Consider the following 20,039-nt stretch of genomic DNA (forward strand, 5'->3'; position numbering starts at 1 on the left):
GCGGAATCAGGTTGATGAAAACCCCGCCACCGAGGCCCAGTGCGCGCCACACCGGCGCCCCAGGCACGGTAGGCCAGCAGCGCCGGACCTACCGCGATGAACAGCAGCATGCCGGCCAAGGTCCAGCTCAGGTGCAGGCGACCCCAGCCTAGACCCCATTCAGCCCCGGCAAATAACGCAGACCAGACCAGCCCAAAGGCCACCTGACCCATCAGAAACGCCGACCAGTTGGTTCGGATGCTGGCAGGCTCGGTGGTTGGGTGCCCCAGCATCCAGCTGTAGTAGGCCCAGGCGGCGGAGGCCAGCAGGATGTAGAAGTCACCCGGCACCAGGCGCACATTCAGCAGCACGTCGAGTTCGCCACGGCTCATCACCAGCATCACACCCAAAATCGACATGGCCGCACCGAGCCACTGTCGGCGTGAAATGGCCGCACCAAAAAACACCCGGCCAATCAGCAACATCCACACCGGGGTGATCGAGCCCACCAGCGTCACATTGATCGCGCTGGAGGTGTTGAGCGCCAGGTAGAGCAGGGCGTTGTAACCCCCAATGCTCAGCAGCGACAGCCCGGTAAAACGCCGCCAACTCGGCCACAGCGGGCTGCCAGGGCGTAACACCGATCCGGCCAGAGGCAGCAAGAGCGCAAAGGCCAGGCACCAGCGCACCAAGTTGAGCGTCATCGGCGAGGCCATGTCGGCAATCATGCGGCCCAGCACCGCGTTACATGCCCACAACACCGGTGGCACAGTCAGCAGCAGTGCTGCGGTGGGGGTCACGCGGGATGGTTCATAGGCACCAGCTGGTGGGCAAACGCGGGGTGAAAAGGGGGAGATGCATGCGGGTCGTGGCGAGTGGTTGGCCATTCTCGCAGCAAAACTCCCCGCCCTGATTCGTGGCAAGATGGACCCGCATTGAACAACCCAGAGAGCATTTTGTATGAGCATCCACACCTCACGCGCCATCCAGATCGACCAGCATGGCGGCCCTGAACAACTCAAACTGGTCCAGATCACCGTGGGTGAACCCGGCCCGGGCGACGTCCGCATCCGCCACCACGCGGTGGGCCTGAACTTCATCGACGTTTACCACCGCACTGGCCTGTACCCGATGCCCATGCCCGCCCGCCTGGGCATGGAAGCCGCCGGTGTGATCGAGGCCGTGGGTGAGGGCGTGACCCACCTGCAGGTGGGTGACCGCGCTGCCTACGCCAGCCCGCCGCCCGCAGTTATTGTGAGCTGCGTGTGATGCCCGCGAAATGTGTTTGCAAGCTGCCTGATGCCATCAGCTTCGAGACCGGTGCCGCGATGATGCTCAAGGGCCTGACCGCGCAATACCTGCTCAAGCGCACGCTGCCGATGGGTGGTTTACACGCGGGTGACTTTGTGTTGTTCCATGCCGCCGCCGTGGCGTGGGGCTGATCGCCTGCCAGTGGGCCCGGGCCTTGGGCCTGCGCCTGATTGGCACCGCTGGTTCAGCACAAAAATGTGCTCTGGCCCTTGCCAATGGAGCGGAGTTTGCTATCAATTACGCAGAAGAGGATTTTCTTGCTCGGGTCAAGGAGATCACCGCAGGCCAGGGTGTCAAGGTGGTCTACGACTCGGTGGGCAAGGACACCTGGGACAAGTCGCTCGATTGCCTGGCGCCCTTGGGCCTGATGGCCAGCTTTGGCAACGCGTCTGGCCCGGTGCCACCGTTTGCGCCGGGCATCCTGGGCCCCAAAGGCTCTTTGTATGTGACGCGGCAAACCCTGTTCACCCACATGAGCACCCGTGAAAGCACCCAGGCCATGGCGGATGAGTTGTTTGCGGTGGTGAGCAGCGGCCAGGTCCAGATCCACATCGCACAGCGTTACCGGCTGGAAGACGTGCAGCAGGCACACCGACCTGGAGGCACGCAAAACCACCGGCTGCACGGTGTTGACGTTGTAGCCGGGTGACGCTCTGGGTGGGCGTAGGGTTACATGTCTTTTTGGCCTGTAGCCCTTGTTTTGTATAGCTTGAATGCTACGGTTTGTGATGTTCCTCGGGGCCTTGTCCTGCGGTTTTACTTATTTGAAGAAACCACGCGCCTTCATCATGTTGCAGCCGTTTTGCCGCGGTACATTGAGCGTCACACCTTTTTCTTTGGCGCGTTCCTGCATCAGCTGATGTTGTGCATCTTGAAGCTGTGTGCATTCTTCAAAGGTCTTGGTCGCACGCATTTTGGCCATGTGATCGGCGCGTTCCTGTTGGGTCATCAGGGTCCAGCCAGGGGTGTTGCTTTGGCTAAAACGCATGCCACCCCCGCCGCCAGGCCCCATGCCGCCACCGCCCGGCCCCATTTGGGCCAGGGCCGCTGTCGACAAGGCGGCTGCCAGCAGTGTTGCGAGGGTGATGTTTTTGAATGTGGTTGCGGTTGTCATGATGGAACTCCTTGGGTTGAACGGTTGTGGGATGTGTCTCTGGCCTGCATCCCTGGGTGTTATTTGAGGCCCATCATGTCAAGCTAAAGTGTGGCCGCAAGTGCCAAATTGCATCGCTGTGTTGCGTGGCTGACCCGCGATACAGTGCGTTACAAAACTTCTTGCAACAGCGCTTGGTGCAGCCGCCAGGATTGGATGTAGGCTTGCCAAAACCAGGCTTTGGCCCCCATCATGGAAAAACGCGACTGCATTCTGATCGTTGATGACGAACCCGACATCCGCCGCCTGCTGGTGGACTATCTGGTGCGCAACGGCTTTGAGGCGCTGGCCGCGCGCGACGGGGCGCGAGATGTGGCAACTGCTGGCGCGTCATGCGGTAGACCTGCTGGTGTTGGACCTGATGCTGCCCGACACCGATGGCCTAACCCTGTGCCGCGACCGCGCGCCAGCTCCAGCCTGCCGGTGATCATGCTCACCGCGCGGGGAGAGGAGGCCGACCGCATTGTGGGCATCGAGATGGGGGCCGACGACTACCTGGTCAAACCCTTCAACCCGCGTGAACTGCTGGCCCGTATCAAGTCCATCCTGCGCCGCACCCGTGCCTTGCCACCCAACCTCAAGCCCGAGCCGGTGCGCTGTCTGCTGTTTGGCGGCTGGTGTCTGGACACCGCCGAGCGCCTGCTGACCGCGCCGGACGGCGTGGCCACACCCTTGTCGGGCGCCGAGTTCCGGCTGCTGCGCATCTTGCTGGAGCACCCCAACCGGGTGCTGACCCGCGACCAGCTGACCGAGCTGATCCACGGTCACGAGGCCGAGGCCTATGACCGCGCCATCGATGTGCAGGTCAGCCGTCTGCGCCAGCGCCTGCGTGATGACAGCCGTGAACCCCAACTGATCAAGACGGTGCGTGGTGAAGGTTATGTTCTGGCCGCCTCAGTGCAGGCGTCTGACACATGTCCCTGATGTTGCAAGCCCCTGTGCGCCCGAACTGGCGCCGCCTGCGCTCGACCCTGGCGGCCCGGCTGGCGCTGATTGTGCTGGTGGGCCTGCTGGTGGCCCAGGGGGTGAGTTTCTGGCTGCAGTGGCAAGAGCGGTCTGTGGCGGTCAACCAGGTCCGCGGGGTCAATTTGGCAGACCGCCTCGCCCCGGCGGTGCGGGTGCTGGAAGCCAGCCCGTCAGCCCAGCGCGCTTTGGCCCTGGCTGCTTTGCAGGGTGGTGGCGTTCAGTTCGAGATGGTCACTGCCGACCAGGTTTTTGCGCTTGTGCCACGCGGCGCTTTGCCGGGCATGCTCAGTGCGCGACTGGGCCGGTCGGTCGACATCCGCACTGATGGCCAGGGCCGTGGTCCGGGTTCCGGTCAAGCGCGTGCTGGTCTGGCCCACCGGCTGGACCTGCAGCTCATGGATGGCCAGTGGGTCCGTGTCAGTCTGGCGCCCGAGCTGGACGCCCAGGCACCGGCCTTGCCCACCAGTTTGCTCTCCGAGCTGCTCATCACCCTGGGCCTGGTGATGGCGGTGGTGGTGCTGGCCGTACAACAGGCCACCCGGCCACTGCGCCAGCTGGCCCAGGCGGCGGACACCCTTGGCAGTGACCTGGACGCCCCACCCCTGCCCGAAGACGGTCCCACCGAGACCCGGCACGCGGCCCAGGCGTTCAACCGTATGCAGGCCAGAATCAAACGCCTGGTCAACGAACGAGCCCGGGCGCTGGCGGCGGTTTCACACGATTTACGCACGCCGCTCACCCGCCTGCGTTTGCGCACCGAACTGATCGACGACGAGCGCTTGCGCGAGCAGATGAGCAAGGACCTGGAGGCCATGGCCGCCATGATTGACGGCACGCTGGCCTACCTGCGTGGCCTGCAGGCCAATGAGCAGGTGCGCAGCTTGGACATCAATGCGCTGCTAGAGAGCATGGCCGATGATGCCCGGGTACTGGGGCGCAGCATCCAGATCCACGGGCAGGCGCAACAGGCTTTTCAAGGTCGGCTGACCGCTTTGCGCCGGGCACTGCAAAACCTGATCGACAACGCCTTCAAATACGGCCAGGGCGCCAGCATCCGTGTGGAAGACAGCCCGGCCATGCTGAAAGTCACGGTGGAAGACAGCGGGCCCGGTCTGGCAGCTGCGGAACTCAGCAAGGTCACCGAGCCCTATTACCGTGTTGACAGCGCACGCAGTGCTACAGGTGACGGTGTCGGGCTGGGCCTGTCCATCGTGAAAGACGTGGCCCTGTTGCACAACGGTGAACTGATCCTGACCAACCGGCCCCAAGGAGGCCTGGCTGCCACACTGCTGCTGCCACGCGCTGTCACACCCACACTGTCATGAGCACTGCCAGTTTTGGCATGGCTGGTTGTGTCGCCGGTTGTGCAAGCCCGCTTGTGCGTCTGTCTGAACAGATGAATCAATGACTTAGCGGATTGGCTGGGGCTGGCACGGCGGTTGCGGTGGACAGGGGGTCGTCAACTTTTTTTGTCAGTCCATCCACTGACCCCTTCCCCATGATCATGAAAATCGCCGTCACCAGCCAGAACCGCACCAGCATCACCGAACACGCTGGCAAATGCCGCAAGTTCTGGGTTTACGAGGTGGCCAACCGCCAGGTCAGCGGCAAGCAGCTGCTGGAACTGCCTTTGGCCCAAAGTTTTCACGAAAGTGCCCACGCGCCTGAGCCGCAGGCACCCCATCCGCTGGAGGGTGTCTCACTCCTGATCACCGCCAGCGCTGGAGATGGCCTCAAGGCACGTCTGCGCCAAAAAGGCATGACCGTGTGTGTCACCAGCGAAACCAACCCCGATCAAGCGGTGGCGGCCTGGCTCCAAGGCACGCTGCCAGAGGTGGCCAGTGCACCCCAGGACTGCGACTGTGGCCACAACCATGACCACACACACGGCCATTCGGCTTGAGTGAGCCTGCGGCAGACGCCCGGCAGAAGCCGGTTCACACGGCCATATTTATACCCAGTGGGGTATTATTCCCCCGCCTCGTTTTAACACCTTTGAAAGACAAGTCTCCATGAGCACGTTTGACCATATTGGCCTGATCCAGAACATCAACGACAACCTGGTGCCCCTGCGCAAAACCCAGCCTGAGGCCATGCAGGCTTTCGGGCAACTGGCCCGCGCCGCCATGACCGAGGGCGCCGTCAGCGCCAAACACAAGGAGCTGATCGCTCTGGCCATTGGCATCACCCAGCATTGCTCGGGCTGCATCGGCTTTCATGTCAAGGCACTGATCAAGCTGCAATGCACCCGCCAGGAACTCGAAGAAATGCTCAGCATTTGTGTGTACATGGGCGGCGGCCCCGCCCTGATGTACAGCGCCGAAGCCCTGAGCGCCTGGGACAGCATGACCGCCCCTGCATGAGTCGGCTGAAGGCCGCCAAGCTCACTGGCCGTATGCATTCAGACGCTGTGCGTTGACCCCTGCTGAACTGGGGGCAGGGTGGTGATCTGGCTGTTTCTGCTGGCAGGGGTGGCCCTGGTGGTGGTGTTGCGCCAGGTTGTTCACCGGGCCATCCTGCGCAGCCTGCGCGCCCCCCGGGTGGCGCACCTGCGCACCCCGGCAGATCTGGGTTTTCAGGCGCATGCACTGCGTCTGCCGGTGGCCCATGGCAAGTCCCTGTTTGCCTGGTTTGTGCCGGTGCCGGGTGCGCGGCAGGCCCCCGCCGTGCTGCTGATGCATGGCTGGGGCGCCAATGCCAGCCTGATGCTGCCCGCTCTGGCCCCGTTACATGCCGCCGGTTATTCGGTGATGCTGCTGGACGCGCGTTGCCACGGCAACAGTGATGACGAGGCTTTCACCTCGCTGCCCCGGTTTGCCCAGGACATTGAAGCTGGCCTGGACTGGCTGCGTTGGCAACCCGAGGTGGACGACCAGCGCCTGGTGGTGCTGGGCCACTCGGTGGGTGCCGGTGCCGCGTTGTTGTGCGCCACCCATCGGCAGGATGTGAAAGCGGTGGTGTGCCTGGGTGCGTTTGCCCATCCGCAAGAGGTGATGCGGCGCTGGTTGGCCGAAGTGCATCTGCCTTACCTGGTGATCGGCTGGTACCTGCTGCGCCATGTGCAACACGTCATTGGGGCTCGTTTTGACGAGATTGCGCCCATCCACAGCATGGCGCGGGTGCACTGCCCGGTGTTGCTGGTGCACGGCAGCGAGGACGAGGTGGTGCCGGTGGGGGATGCGCAGCGCCTGCAGGCGGCTGGCAGGCCGGGCCAGGTGACGTGGATTGAAATCCCCGGTGGGCACGACCCGAGCGAGGCTGCCCCAGCCTATGTGCCACAACTGATCCACTTCTTACAGCAGGCGCTTGCCACACCTGCCAGACAGCCCGTTGCTGGGGCGGCGAACTAGCCGTGTTTTTGCACCAGCGTCCAGGCTGACAGCGCAATCAGCGCGCTCCAGAACCAGACGCCCAGGGTCAGCGGCAGCACTGTGCCGTCCATATGGCCACCGAGCCAGCCACCCATGGCAAAAGCACACACCATCATCAGGATGCCGTTCATCGCCGAGGCCGCACCCGCCGCCTGCGGGAACGGCCCAACCGAACCACTCTGCCCACAGGGCTGGTGGATGCCATGGCCCACCATAAAAATCAGCTGCGGCAACAAGATGCTCCAGAGGCTGATCCAGCCGCTCAAGGTCAACAAGGCCATCAGCGTGCCGCCGGTCAGCGACAACACCCCGGCAAAAGCCACCGCACGACGCACCCCAAAACGTGGCAGCCAGTGGCGGCATAAAAAGGTGCCGCCGATGTAGGCCAGCGAGTTGACAAACATCACCAGGCCGTACTGCATCTTGCTCAGACCCAGCACCCCGGTGAACACAAAAGACGAGGCCGCCAAAAGGTGAACAGCCCGCTGTAAGAACACGCCGTCAAGGCGGAGAACGCCAGAAAGGTCGGGTGCCCCAGGATATGGCGCCAGGTGGCCAGCAGGGTGCCGAGCTGCAGCGCCTGCGGGTTTTTGTGCTGCACGGTTTCCTCAAACCGCAGCGCCACCACCACCAGCGTCACCGCCGCAAACACACCGAGTGCCAGCAGCGCAAAACGCCAGTTCAGCCACTGCGTCAGCAGGCCGCCCAGCGGCGCACTCAGACAGGCAATCACACCCAGGCCACTCAGGCCCTTGCTCATCACCCGTGCACCCTGGGTGGGGGCGTACAGGTCACGCACGATGGCGCGCGCACACATCACCCCTGCACCCATGGCCGCGCCCTGCAGCGTGCGCCAGACAATCAGCCAGCCCATGCTCGGCGCCAGGCTGCTGGCAATGGAGGCCAGCACATAAGCCACCAGCCCGATCAGCAGAATCGGCCGACGACCAAAGCGGTCTGACAGCGGCCCCCACACCAGCTGCGAGCCCCCAAAAGCCAGCAGCAGCGCGGTGAGTGTCAGCTGCGCCTGAGCCATCGGGGCAGACAACTGGGCGGTCAACTCGGGCAGGGCGGGCAGGTACAGGTCGGTGGTGATCGGCTGCAGTCCCAGCAACAGGGACAGCAGCAAAACGATCAGACCGGGCGGCATTTTGGAGGAATGGGTGGCGTTGGCAGGCATGTTTTGAGGGTATCAGATCAGTACCAGCCCACTGTGTCTGGAAAACCGCGTCTGTGCGAAGATGGCCACTGCTTGAATCAGACATTGTGGAAGGGGTGGTGGCATGGCAATAGGATGGCTCTCGGTGTTGAAGATGGTGCCCTGGGGCGACGTGATCGAGTCCGCGCCCAAGGTGGCGCAGGGCGCCAAAAAGCTGTGGGACACGGTCGGCAAGAAGCCCGCCGCCAGCACCAGCGCCACGGTGGCCACCGCCACCCCGGGCCAGCCCGAGCCCACACTGGCCGCCTTGCAGGCCCAGGTGACCCAGTTGCAGGTGTCGGTGGCCGAGCTGCACCAGCAAATGCTGGCCTCCAGCGCACTGATCGGCTCGCTGGCCGAACAAAACACCCAGCTGATCGCCCGTGTGGAGGTCAACCGCAAACGGGTGCTGGCCCTGGCGGTGGTGGTGGTTGTGCTGGCGGGGTGTTGGGTAGCAAATTGTTTTGATAGCTGTTTGCCCTTTATCCATAAGGGCTACCGCCTGATTTGTTGCTTTTTTCATGAAAGCCAGCTGACACAGGTGTTGCCGATCAGGGGGCGGACTTGTTGATGTGTCTGGGCGTTCTCGCTAAATGGGCCGCAAGAGCCTGTTCTGGCTGCCAACAAGTAAGGTTGAGTGGATTGTTTTTCGGGGGGTGATCCTCTAACATGGGGCGGGCTTGACAGCGGATGCGCATCACGCTGGATAGCAGTCAAAAAAGTGGGCGTTGTCCCACACCATCTGATGTTGACGCTGCACGGTGGGCAGCCCTTCAGGCATGGACTGGGTTGGAAATAGGCGGCTTGTGGGCCAGGTGGGTTGTTCACCAGGGCACCGTGTTATTTCCTTGATCTCTAGGGAGCAGGCGGATGCAGGCAATCAGCGAATCACGCGCGGTAACCCGGTTCCTTTCCTCGTGGAAGAGCCTGGCGCTGGTGCTTGCTTTGGCCGGGTTGTTCGCTGCTGTCTCCATTCGTCAAGACTTCGAGGAGCTGTTGGCAACGGAGTACCAGGTGCTCGAACGCCAGGCGCGCCTGGCCGAGTACCAGGTGGGGGGTGTGCTGCGCGGATTGAATGTGGGCCTGCGCAGTCTGGCGGCAGACCAGGAAGCCTGGCCACAGCTGCCCGCACAAGCCATCTCGCAACACCAGCTCGCTTTCCTGAAAGAGTTTCCCGAAGTCAGGACCATCACCGCAGCCGACAAAACGGGCCGCGTTCTGGCCGCAGAGAGCCTGCAAACGCCGCAAGATGTCGCGACCATACGTGCGTTCAACAATTCCCAACGCGAGTACTTCCAGTTCCACCAGAATGCCCAGCCCAAAGACTTTGACCGGATGTACATCTCGCGGCCATTCATCGGGGTCTCGAAACGCTGGATCATCGTGGCGTCGCGGGCCATCCGTGGCCCGAAGGGGGAGTTTCAGGGCGCGGTGGTGGCGACCTTGATTCCCAACTTCTTCGCCCCGATATTTCAGGATGTCCTGACCAACGACGTGGTCGACTCGGTGGCCGTCCATACGCTGCAGGGCGACATCCTCTATCGCCTGCCTGACCCCGACAAACACATTGGCAGGAATATCGCCCACGGCGAGGCTTTTCAGCTCTACCTGCGCTCCGACAGCCCGACCACGCGTTATCTCGGCATTGCGGTCACAGACAACGTCAAGCGCGTTGCGGTTTTTCGCAAGGTCGCAGGCAGCAGCCTGGACATCGTCATCACGGCCCGATACGACAGCCTGTTGACGAAGTGGTACCCCGCTGTGGCCACCAAGTTGATTCTTTATGCCCTCTTTGTGGTGCTGGCTCTGGCCTTTGGCAAAGAGTTCAAGCGGCGTCTGGCCGCCAGCATGGCGCTGTCACAGAGTGAGTCACGCTTTCGTGCGCTGTTTGAGGACTCGCCCAACGCCATCCTTCTGGTTGACCCGCAAGCGCTGCGGCTCACCGATGTCAACCCGGTGGCGTCGACCTTGCTGGGTTACAGCCGCAGTGTGTTTCTGGCCAAGAATTTTGCGGACCTGTTTCGCCCCGAAGACCAGGCGCACGCCATGGCGCAGTTTGCGCTGGCCATCGAACACCACAAAGACTTTGTCCGCGACCTGCCTGTGCTCCATCAAGACGGCCACCTGGTTCACATCGACATGGCTTGCACCCACCTGCAAGTGGATGGCCACCACGCTTTGGCCACCACCTTCATCGACCTGACCGAGCGTCAGCTTGCTGAGAGTGCGCTGGCCGAGCGCGAAGCCCTGCTCAACGCCACCAGTCGCATGTCGCACACCGGCGGCTGGGCCTTTGACCCGGTAACGGGGCAGGGCAACTGGACGCCTGAGACAGCCCGCATCCACGATGTGCCTGAAGACGCACAGGCGGATGTGAGCAAAGGCCTCAGCTACTACGGCGCTGAGGATCGCGAACGGCTCCAGGCTGCCATCCAAAACCTCATCGACAAAGCCGAGCCTTATGACCTGGAGCTGGAGATGCTCACCGCCAAAGGCCGGCGCAAATGGGTCCGTACCATCGGTGAACCGGTGGTGGAAAAAGGCAAGGTGGTCTGGGTGCATGGCGCCATCCAGGACATCACCGATCAAAAAGCCGCTGAAGCGGCCCTGCGCTCCAGTGAGTCGCGCTACCAGAGTGTGCTGGACCATGCCGCCGACGCCATCTTCATCTCCAACGCGCAGGGCCAGTTCCTCTACGTCAACGAACAAGCCCGCCAGCTGCTGGCCTATACCAACGACGAACTGCTTCACATGTCGGTGGCCGACATCACGCCAGACGAGGACGCAGAACATTCGGCGAACACCTTTGTGACACTGAGACACACCGGGCGTGTGACCACCGAACTCCTGCTCAAACGCCAGGATGGCAGCCTGGTGCCGGTAGAGATCAATGCCATCTTGCTGCCCGATGGCACAAGTTACGGTGCTTACCGCGACATCACACAGCGCAGGCTCAACGACGCAGAACTGGAGCGCTATCGCCACCATCTGGAAGAGCTGGTGACCTCCCGCACCGCCGACCTGGACCAGGCCAACCGCTCACTGGTGCTGGCCAGGGACGCGGCACAAGCGGCCAACCTTGCCAAGAGCAGCTTCCTGGCCAACATGAGCCACGAAATCCGCACCCCGATGAACGCCATACTGGGCATGGCCAACCTGCTGCGCCGCGGTGGCCTGACCGCCGAACAGGCGGACCGGCTCGACAAGATCGACATCGCCGGCGACCACCTGCTCAATGTCATCAACGACATTCTCGACCTCTCCAAAATTGATGCGGGCAGTTTTGTCCTCGAAAACGTCCCGCTCACCATTCCCGGCCTGTTGTCGAACGTGGTGTCGATCACCCATGCCTCCGCGCAGGAAAAGAAACTCAAGCTCGAGGTGAGCGCCGATGCTTTCCCGAACGACTTGCACGGCGACCCAACACGTTTGCAGCAGGCGGTGCTCAACTACGTCAGCAACGCCATCAAGTTTTCAGACAACGGCTCAGTCAGCATCCGGGCCATCAATCTCGAAGAGACAACCCAGTGGGTGCAGGTGCGTTTTGAGGTCACAGACACCGGTATTGGCATCACACCCGAGGCACTGCCCCGGCTGTTCAGCCCCTTTGAGCAGGCTGACAACTCGACCACCCGCAAATACGGCGGCACCGGGCTTGGGCTGGTGATCACCAAACGGCTGGCTGAACTGATGGGGGGTGATGCGGGGGTGCAGAGTGTGCCCGGTGCTGGCAGCAGCTTCTGGTTCACCGCCCGCCTGCTGCGCCAGGAGCGTCGCAAGACCCTGGCCGTACCCGCAGCCGCTGGCGACCCCGAAACCTTGATCCGCGAGCATTTCCAAGGTGCACGCATCCTGATTGTTGACGACGAGCCGATCAACCTGGAGTTGGCGCGTTACCTGCTGGAGTCTGTCGGCCTGCTCGTGGACACCGCCGAAGACGGGATGCAGGCCATCGAGCGGGCCACGGTCTCGACCTACGCCCTGGTTCTGATGGACATGCAGATGCCCATCCTTGACGGCCTGGAGGCCACACGCCAGATCCGAATGCTTCCCAACTACCAGCACATCCCCATCCTGGCGATGACCGCCAACGCCTTCAACGAGGACCGCGCACGCTGCCTGGAGGCCGGCATGGACGACGTTCTGATCAAACCGGTGGCGCCAGGGCTGCTGTTTTCGTCATTGCTGACCTATTTGGAGAGGCGGGGCTGATGGGTGGCTGCTGCTGTACATGGCTGAGCTGCACCCGCAACAGCAAACTATTTTGATAGCGGATAGCACTTTATGGATAAGGGCTGTTGGCATATTTCTCTATTTTTGGGGAGATAGTTGATTTGGATGTTGGATGGCAGGTGTGCAGCGAGAGCGGTCATACAGTCATATCCCCCATTTGGGGGATGTTCAGGTCACTCACAGACCGCCACAATGCAGCGAAAGCAGTCGTACCACAAGCGCCTCCAATTTCAAACTTTGAGCCCTTTGATGCCTAGAATCAACCAACCCCTTTTGGATGTTTGTCGGCATTACTAACACGGCATGAAAATGCCTTAACTCTGTGAAGACCAAGGTTGTAAACCCTTTCCAAGATATTTTCACCTTCATCTTATACTGCAGATATTTTCCTATATGTTGCATCTGCGGCATGACACTAAGTATGGTTATATTTATGTTAAAAAAACTATGTGGGCATAAATCGCCATCGTTGATTTTTTCGAACACACTTTTGGATAGATAAAAAAATGAAAAATTCATGGTTATTGCCACTTTGGTGGTGACGATGTGTTTCTTTCAAGTAACATCTTTCGCAAACGGCCCCGTCATATTGAATGGCACTTGGATAATTGATACAAAGGCAACCGAGAAATTTGTACTTAGCACGCATCCATTCAAAGACGAAAACTCAGCAAATTCATTCCTTCATCACATCAGCTTCTTAGGAAGTTTAATTTTTGATTTCGACGGCGACAAGCTATTTTTAGGTACTTTTCCAGGTGACGAAAGAAAGCGAGAATATCTTCTTGTTTCTCATAATGGTTCTGAAAAGAAATACAATTCTAAAAACACTCAAGACGGGTCTAAGGTGTCAGAAACATCTGAAACACTAATTGTTACTGCGCTGAATAAAGAAAACATAACCATTTACTTTTCGAATAGTACAGAAATGCAGTACTTATTATGGAGGTGCGTAAATTTGGACCCAAATAAGAAAACGCCAAATGACTTTAAGCCTGAATTTGACGCATTTATTGAAATGATACGAAATATTGGCAAGGCGTATAACAGACCAAATTGAATTGAGTCGATTTGTCATTCTCTCTTGACCCTTGTTTGGACTAGAGAATAAGTTATTGGACGACCTTATTAGACACCACATCATGAAAACATGGTATTTCCCCGCCTTTTATTTTCTGATTTGCGAGACTTGTGATGTGATTTGGGAACTCGGCCTGGCTCGGCAAATAGACCCGGTACTTGGTATTGCTGCTAGCCTTTTCCTTGTAGTGCTCACTGCGCCGGCCATGGCAGTTACGACGTATGTGCAGGCACACATTGCGTCCCTGCTAGGCGTCTTGCCCGGGGATAGCATAGGCTTTAACAGTTTTTGGCCGCGTATTCTTTCAATTCAATCGGCGATAGTGGTATGCACCTTGGTACTGACACTTGTTTTCCTCGGGCCCACGCTGTTTCGAACAAGGAGTGAGCAGCTCTAGCAGGTCAATCGACAAAGACGCTCACAGGTGTTGGCCGGTTCTTCCAGTACTTTGCATTGAAGGCCAGTCATATTGCAGGTTGAAGACTGCTTTGGAGCGCTTTGTAAGTCCGCAACCAGCCTTAACCAGCCTGCCATCAAAACTTCTTAAAACCGTTGAAGGCGGGGGACGGGGTTACCGGGCGCAGAACCCATTCGCGTGATGAGACAAGCGGCGCACCACCCTCAGCAGCAACACCCCAGCTTGCAGCCAACCCAAGCCGTCTCCCGCGAGGGGGCCGGAGAACGGTAACCCCGCCGCCCGCCTGGCGTCACACAAAACAAGGGCTCAAAAGAACACCATTAACCATAGCTGCCCGCCCTTATTCCACAAGGGCGACAGGCCGATTTGAGGTACAGAGGCAAGCCTTTTGAACTCGGCGGCTAGGCTATAGTGCAGACAGCCAATACGCTTGCGGCGCTGGGCAAGCAGCTCAACAGAACGCAAGACGGGAGTAGCCACTATTTTTGTTGTGAACAACAACACACTTCATTAAACCGGCTGCTTGCTTGCCCCACACATCTGCGGGACACATCCAAGTTCGGCCTTGTAGCCTGGAGCCCGAGATGTCAAACCTCACAATCACAGAAATCAAAGCGTTCGTTCCATCCAAGGATTTCGAGCTGTCCAAACAGTTCTACAAAGATCTTGGATTCACGATGGCCTCTGAAGGTGGCGGCATCGCCTACTTTCATTTTGGCCAGGTCAGTTTCCTGCTTCAGGACTTCTGCGCGGAGTCGTTTGCCGAGAATTTCATGATGCACATCCTGGTCGCGGATGTGCAGGCGTGGTGGGAGCAGGTCCAACACAGTGGCGTGCTTGAGAAGTACGGGGGCCGTGTGACAGCGCTGGAAGATCAGCCGTGGGGCATGCGCGACTTCTGCCTCTACGATCCGTCGGGTGTTCTGTGGCGCATTGGCCAGAATATCGACTGAACACCAGGGGGAAAGCCATGCTGTCGATGTATACGCCATCGTTCCAGCGGACAGCCTTTGGTGCCCATTGAATTCAATTGTTGGACCGCAGACATGCGAAGCAGGAGGCCAACGTGATTCAAACACTCGAAACACCCAGGCTACGCCTTGTGCCGCCAAGCCTGGCATGTGCGAAAGCCTACGAGTTGTTCTATACGGACGCCGAGGCTTCGCGAATGTACGGCGGCCCCATCACGGCCGCCGCGGCTTGGACGCGACTCTCATCCGACCTGGGTTCCTGGTACTTGCAAGGCTTCGGTGTCTGGGCAATGCAGGAGAAGTCGGATGGTGAGTTCCTAGGAACCTGCGGCTTCTGGCAAGGGAGAGACTGGCCACGCGAACTCACTTGGTGGCTCCTGCCGCAGTACAGAGGTCATGGCTTTGCCAAGGAGGCATCGTTGGCCGCAGTACATCACGCATACGAGGTTCTGGGCTGGTCAGCGGTCGAGACGTACATGAACGACCAGAACACCCAAGCCCGGGCACTGGTACTGAGCCTGGGTGGCCAGAAAGCGAGGCGGCAGGGCTTTCCCGACGGGAAGGAACGTGATGTGTTCATCATCCCCCGCACTGCGGTCTAACAGGTGAGGTCCAACGGCAAACCGCCTCAATTCGGACGCTGAACCTGCATGTCAAGTAGTTGCTGCGTCATGATGCGTTTGGCCGCCTCCAGCCTTTACCCACCTGGCGTGACACCCAACAACGGCCTAAACCATTTCAATAACCATAGCTACCAGCCCTTGATTTAAAAGGGCCAGAAGCCAATTTGACGCTAAGACTTCAACGCAAACCCAACTGCATCAGTTCGGGCGACAGACCCACCCAAGGCACATCAAAACCGGGCGTGGCCCGCTGCGGTGGCAAGGGTGAGTTGCGCAGCGCCCAGGTGGCGCCGGCAATCACGCTGTCCACAATCGGCACATTCACAAAGGGCTGGATCTGCGCGGCCATGCCAGCCAGGCCGGCGCCGCCCAGGATCACGGTTTGCACACCGAGTTGGCGCACCGCGTTGAGGCAAGCCTCGGTCAGCAGCTGGCGCGCGGCCACCGGGTCGGCGGCCAGTTGGGCGCCGGTGGGTGCCACGGTGTGGATACCGGCCAGCGCCTGGGCGTGGCCCAGCGACTGCGCCAGCCGTTGCAGGATCGGCGCCCAGCGTTCACCTCCGGTGACCACCGCAAACCGGCCATGGCGCGCGGCCTCGATGAATGCTGCTTCGGCCAGGCCGGTGACTGGCACCGGGCTGCTTTCGCGCAGGGCTTGTAATCCGGGGTCGCCAAAACAGCCGATCAACACCGCGTCGGGCCGCCCCTCGGGCGCCGTCAGTGCAGCAGCCCAGGCGTCGAGTGCGGCATGGGCTGCCACCGCGTAGCTGGCCTCATCCGAAATATAGGGCGCGCCAAAACGTGCGGTGACCGAGCGTACGGTCACATGGGAGCCGACGGCGCTTTGCACATGCTGCTGCAACAGCGTGGTGACGTTGGCCGAGGTGTTGGGGTTGATGACCAGGAGTTGACGCATGGGAGTTAGGCCGGTGCGCCAAACAGCGCGTTGAGATCGGGCGGGGTGTCGTCTGCGGCGTTGAACTGCAGCTGGGCTTCGAGCCGGGCCAGGTGTTCACGCATACGTTTGGCGGCTTCCTTGGTATCACGCAGGCGGATCGCGTCGAGCAAGGCGCGGTGTTCGTTGCAGCCGCACGAGGTGGCGTCCATACGCTCAAACTCGTGCGCCGGGCTGTAAGTCATGAGCACCAGCGAGGTGCGTGAAGTTAACTCGCGCAGGATGCGCGCCAGCGTGTCGTGTTTGGCGCCCTCGGCAATCAGCGAGTGGAATTCACCCGACAGGCGGATGGCGCGGCGCATGTCACCGGCCTGGCGGGCGGCTTCTTCGTCGTCAATACATTGTTTGAGCTGCGCCATGTCGGCATCGGTGGCCTGAGCGATAAAACGCTCCACCAAGGACGGCTCAATCAGGCGGCGCACCTCAAACACCTCACGCGCCTCTTGTTCTGTGGCTGGGCAATGGTGGCGCCCCGGTTGGGTGTGAGGGTGACCACCTGCTCGTTGGCCAGGCGCACCAGCACCGGGCGGATGCGTGTGCGCGACACGCCAAACGCGCTGGCCAGCTTGTCTTCCACCAGCTTGGTGCCAGGTGGCAGCTTGTGGTCCAGGATGGCCGAAATCACCCGCTCGTACATCTCGGCATCGGACAGCGGCGCGGCTAACTCACTCATTCTCAACCCTTGTTTTGTCTTTGCTTGAGCCACCAGGCCAGGCCAATCGCCAGGGCCATCACCAGCAATGATATGACGGTGGTGACGGTGCCCAGGGCGTAAATCGATGGGGTGGTCACAGTGGTGGTCAAGCCCTGTAATTCGAGTGGCAAGGTGTTGACGTCCCCAATGGCTTGTGAGGTGCGGGCAATCTCGTCCCAGCTCAGGGTGAAACCAAACATGCCAATGCCCACGATGGACGGCGCAATCAGCGGCAGCACCACATGCCTGAACCCTTGCCAAGGGGTGGCGCCCAGGTCGCGCGCGGCTTCTTCATAGGCCGGGTTAAAACGGTTGAACACCGCAAACATGATCAGCAGGCCAAACGGCAGCGTCCAGGTCAGGTGCGCACCGAGGCCGAGGTGAACAGACCCAGCGAGCTGCCGTATTCTTCAAGCGTGCTGGTCATGCCCAAGGCTTCGAGCAGCCATTTCAGGCCCGAGTCAATCAATCGGAACTCCAGCCGATGCCCAGCGACACAATGATCGAGGGCATGATCAAGCTGGCCACCACCACATAAAACAAGGTGTTGCCACCGGCTAGCTTTTTGCGAAACGCCAGCCCGGCCAGCACCGAGAACAAGACCGTGAGTGCCATCACCGCCGCACCCAACGCCAGCGAGCGTTTGAGCGCGGCACCAATGTCGACCACGCCCAGGCCCTCGGCCAGCTTGCCGAACCAGTGCAAGGAGAAACCCCGCAGCGGAAAGGTCAGCCCACCTTCTGGCCCCTGAAAACTGAGCACCACAATGACCAGCATCGGGCCATAGAGGAAAAACACAAAGGCGGCAAAAAAAGCAGCCAGCAACCAGAAGCCTGCGGAGCGTTGGTCTTTGTTCATGCTCACAGCTCCTTGCGAATATCAACGAGTCGGGTCAGCGCCCAAATGATCATCAGCACAATGCTAAGCAGGATCACCGCATTGGCCGCTGCCAGCGGAAACTGCAGGTAAGAGGTTTGCACCTGGATGATCTTGCCAATCGACGCGATCTGCTGGCCGCCCATGACCCCAATCGTCACAAAGTCGCCCATGACGATGGTGATGACAAAAATCGAGCCGATGATGATGCCGGTGCGGCTCAGCGGCACGATCACATTCCACAGCGTTTGCCAGGCACTGGCGCCGCTGTCGTTGGCGGCCTCGATCAGGCTGCGGTCGATGCGCATCATGCTGTTGAAAATCGGCACGATCATGAACATGGTGTACAGGTGCACAAAGGCCAGCACCACCGAAAAATCCGAGAACAACAACCACTCGATGGGCGTGTTGATCAGCCCAATGCCCTGCAGGCTCTGGTTCACCAGCCCGTTGCGCCCCAGCAGCGGCACCCACGAGATCATGCGAATCACATTGCTGGTCCAAAACGGGATGGTGCACAACACAACAGCAGCGTCTGCACCCCGCTGGAGCGCACATTAAAACGCCAAAAAGTAAGACACGGTGAAACCAATCACCAGCGTGATCAGCCAGACCAGAAAACTGAATTTGAAGTGGACAGATAGGTCTTGAAGGTGACACACATCTCGTCCATGTTGCTGCAGCCGTCAAACACCGACACATAGTTTTTGAAGGTGAAGTCAGGCAACAGCTCTTATTCATTGAAGTCCCAGAAGCTGACCATGCCAATCAGCGCCAGCGGAATCAGGAAAAACAGCACAAACACCAGGGAAAGCGGCATCGCCTGCCACCAGGCCGCAATGCTGCGACCGGTGCCTGGGTAGAGGCTGGGAGGGTTGTGGGGGATGTGCTCATGGTGTGTGTTTCATGTCTTGCACCCTCGCCCCTTGGGGGAGGGATGGGGTGAGGGGCTGTGGCGCTCATCTGATCTAGCAGCTTGTATAAGAGAAATTGGCTTCTAGCCCTTTTTTGCAAGGGGATATAGCTATCAAATAAATACCTAACCGATGGCTGCACCACCTGCCCTCACCCCTGCCCTCTCCCGCAGGCGGGAGAGGGAGCGGTCAAGGTCAGGCCGCGACGAACTCATTCCATTTCTGAACCATGTAGTTGTTCTCGTCCATCACCGCATTCCAGCAGGCGATGCCACCCATACGCGCTTCGTAGCTGCCGCCGTCGCGCACCGCACCGGCCTTGGCCAACACGTCGCCGTTGGGGCTCTTGATGTCTTGGGTGGCGGCCTTGCCCTCCATCCAGTAGGCCCACTCGTAGGCTTCCATCTTGGACTTGGCGGTGTCGAGCACGGCGCTGTAATAGCCCTGGCGGTTCAGGTAAGCACCGGCCCAGCCGTCGAGGAACCAGTTGATGAACTCATAAGCACCGTCGAGCTTGCGGCCAGACAAGGTGGCGGGCAGACCAAACCCGGCAGCCCAGGCGCGGTAACCTTCTTTCAAAGGCTGGAAGTTGCAGGCAATGCCCTTGGTGCGCACAGCGGTCACGGCGGGTGACCACATCGACTGGATCACCACCTCACCAGAAGCCATCAAATTCACGGATTCGTTGAAGTCTTTCCACAGGCTGCGGAACTGGCCGGCCTTCTTCGCCTCGATCAGGGTCTTGATGGTCAGGTCAATTTCCTTCTTGGTCATGTTGCCCTTGTCGGGTACTTGTAGATGCCCATGGCTTCGACCACCATGGCGGCGTCCATGATGCCGATGGACGGGATGTTCAGGATGGCGGCTTTGCCCTTGAATTCGGGGTTCAACAACTCGGCCCAGGAGTTGATCGGGCGCTTGATCAGGTCGGGGCGAATGCCCAGCGTGTCGGCGTTGTACACGGTGGGATCAGGCTCATGAACTGGGTTGGTGTTTTGGAGAACACCTTGCTCTTTTCACCCTCCAAATAAATCACCTTCTTGGGCGCGGTGCCCTGCTCACCCACAGCCTTGCCAGCCACGGTGCCGGTGGTGAACAGCGTGGTGATCTTGTCGGCATTCTTGATGCGCTTGACGTCAATGCCCTTCAAGTTGCCGGTGGGCACGATCTTCTTCAAGAGAAGTATTCGGTTCGATCAAGTCGAAGCTGTTGGGTGCGGTCACAGCGCGTTTGGTCACGTCGTCGGTGGTCACGGCCACGTACTGGATCTTGATGCCGGTGTCTTTTTCAAACTTT

At 60.0% G+C, this 20,039-nt stretch carries 12 protein-coding genes and 7 pseudogenes; 11 read left to right on the forward strand and 8 right to left on the reverse strand.

The window, feature by feature from the left end; translation table 11 throughout:
* On the reverse strand, nucleotides 1–779 hold a 779-nt coding region (locus RF819_RS00005; protein ID WP_244899845.1), incomplete at its 3' end, for a DMT family transporter.
* 160 nt (nucleotides 780–939) lie between these two features.
* On the opposite strand from RF819_RS00005, the pseudogene RF819_RS00010 reads away from it, so the two are divergent.
* Nucleotides 940–1,931 (forward strand): annotated as a pseudogene (locus RF819_RS00010) (quinone oxidoreductase family protein).
* Nucleotides 1,932–2,050: 119 nt separating this feature from the next.
* Here RF819_RS00010 and RF819_RS00015 read toward each other — a convergent pair.
* A complete protein-coding gene (locus RF819_RS00015; RefSeq protein WP_078363093.1) occupies nucleotides 2,051–2,404 on the reverse strand; it encodes a hypothetical protein in 354 nt (117 codons plus the stop codon).
* 231 nt (nucleotides 2,405–2,635) lie between these two features.
* Between RF819_RS00015 and RF819_RS00020 the strand changes: the two are divergent.
* The 5 genes and pseudogenes from RF819_RS00020 to RF819_RS00040 all read left to right on the forward strand — a co-directional run bounded on the left by RF819_RS00020 (nucleotide 2,636) and on the right by RF819_RS00040 (nucleotide 6,759).
* Nucleotides 2,636–3,367, forward strand: a pseudogene (locus tag RF819_RS00020) (response regulator).
* Nucleotides 3,367–4,734: an ATP-binding protein gene (locus RF819_RS00025; RefSeq protein ID WP_078363102.1), complete on the forward strand. Its 1,368-nt coding sequence runs from the start codon at nucleotides 3,367–3,369 to the stop codon at nucleotides 4,732–4,734. The pseudogene RF819_RS00020 and the gene RF819_RS00025 overlap by 1 nt, the downstream one beginning before the upstream one ends.
* Nucleotides 4,735–4,907: 173 nt before the next feature.
* Nucleotides 4,908–5,312 (forward strand): NifB/NifX family molybdenum-iron cluster-binding protein, encoded by a 405-nt coding sequence (locus RF819_RS00030; RefSeq protein WP_078363094.1) that lies wholly within the window; start codon nucleotides 4,908–4,910, stop codon nucleotides 5,310–5,312.
* A gap of 109 nt (nucleotides 5,313–5,421) precedes the next feature.
* On the forward strand, nucleotides 5,422–5,772 hold the full coding sequence (locus RF819_RS00035; protein WP_078363095.1) for a carboxymuconolactone decarboxylase family protein: 351 nt from the start codon (nucleotides 5,422–5,424) through the stop codon (nucleotides 5,770–5,772).
* Between the two features lie 81 nt (nucleotides 5,773–5,853).
* On the forward strand, nucleotides 5,854–6,759 hold the full coding sequence (locus tag RF819_RS00040; protein ID WP_244899846.1) for an alpha/beta hydrolase: 906 nt from the start codon (nucleotides 5,854–5,856) through the stop codon (nucleotides 6,757–6,759).
* Here the strand turns inward: RF819_RS00040 and RF819_RS00045 are convergent.
* A pseudogene (locus RF819_RS00045) lies at nucleotides 6,756–7,960 on the reverse strand (multidrug effflux MFS transporter). The gene RF819_RS00040 and the pseudogene RF819_RS00045 overlap by 4 nt on opposite strands.
* Nucleotides 7,961–8,063: 103 nt before the next feature.
* On the opposite strand from RF819_RS00045, the gene RF819_RS00050 reads away from it, so the two are divergent.
* The 5 genes from RF819_RS00050 (at nucleotide 8,064) to RF819_RS00080 (ending at nucleotide 15,283) form a co-directional block, all read left to right on the forward strand.
* Nucleotides 8,064–8,549, forward strand: coding sequence for a hypothetical protein (locus RF819_RS00050; protein ID WP_211276183.1), 486 nt, complete (start codon nucleotides 8,064–8,066; stop codon nucleotides 8,547–8,549).
* Between the two features lie 299 nt (nucleotides 8,550–8,848).
* Nucleotides 8,849–12,190: a PAS domain S-box protein gene (locus RF819_RS00055; RefSeq protein ID WP_078363096.1), complete on the forward strand. Its 3,342-nt coding sequence runs from the start codon at nucleotides 8,849–8,851 to the stop codon at nucleotides 12,188–12,190.
* Between the two features lie 538 nt (nucleotides 12,191–12,728).
* Complete coding sequence (locus RF819_RS00065; protein WP_078363098.1) at nucleotides 12,729–13,271, forward strand: hypothetical protein; 543 nt, start codon at nucleotides 12,729–12,731, stop codon at nucleotides 13,269–13,271.
* 1,023 nt (nucleotides 13,272–14,294) lie between these two features.
* Complete coding sequence (locus tag RF819_RS00075; protein WP_078363100.1) at nucleotides 14,295–14,663, forward strand: VOC family protein; 369 nt, start codon at nucleotides 14,295–14,297, stop codon at nucleotides 14,661–14,663.
* A gap of 113 nt (nucleotides 14,664–14,776) precedes the next feature.
* Complete coding sequence (locus RF819_RS00080; protein WP_078363104.1) at nucleotides 14,777–15,283, forward strand: GNAT family N-acetyltransferase; 507 nt, start codon at nucleotides 14,777–14,779, stop codon at nucleotides 15,281–15,283.
* A 199-nt stretch (nucleotides 15,284–15,482) separates the two neighbouring features.
* On the opposite strand, the gene RF819_RS00085 is transcribed toward RF819_RS00080, so the two are convergent.
* From RF819_RS00085 to RF819_RS00105, 5 genes and pseudogenes are all read right to left on the reverse strand, one after another.
* Entirely contained in the window at nucleotides 15,483–16,220 is a 738-nt protein-coding gene (locus tag RF819_RS00085; RefSeq protein ID WP_078363101.1) for an aspartate/glutamate racemase family protein, read from the reverse strand.
* 5 nt (nucleotides 16,221–16,225) lie between these two features.
* Nucleotides 16,226–16,932: pseudogene (locus tag RF819_RS00090) on the reverse strand (GntR family transcriptional regulator).
* Between the two features lie 2 nt (nucleotides 16,933–16,934).
* Nucleotides 16,935–17,811 (reverse strand): annotated as a pseudogene (locus RF819_RS00095) (ABC transporter permease).
* A 2-nt stretch (nucleotides 17,812–17,813) separates the two neighbouring features.
* Nucleotides 17,814–18,649, reverse strand: a pseudogene (locus RF819_RS00100) (ABC transporter permease).
* A gap of 289 nt (nucleotides 18,650–18,938) precedes the next feature.
* Nucleotides 18,939–20,039: pseudogene (locus RF819_RS00105) on the reverse strand (ABC transporter substrate-binding protein); the annotation flags it as partial.

Origin of the sequence: Rhodoferax fermentans (genome assembly GCF_002017865.1) — a bacterium.
GTDB classification, from domain to species: Bacteria; Pseudomonadota; Gammaproteobacteria; order Burkholderiales; family Burkholderiaceae_C; genus Rhodoferax; species Rhodoferax fermentans.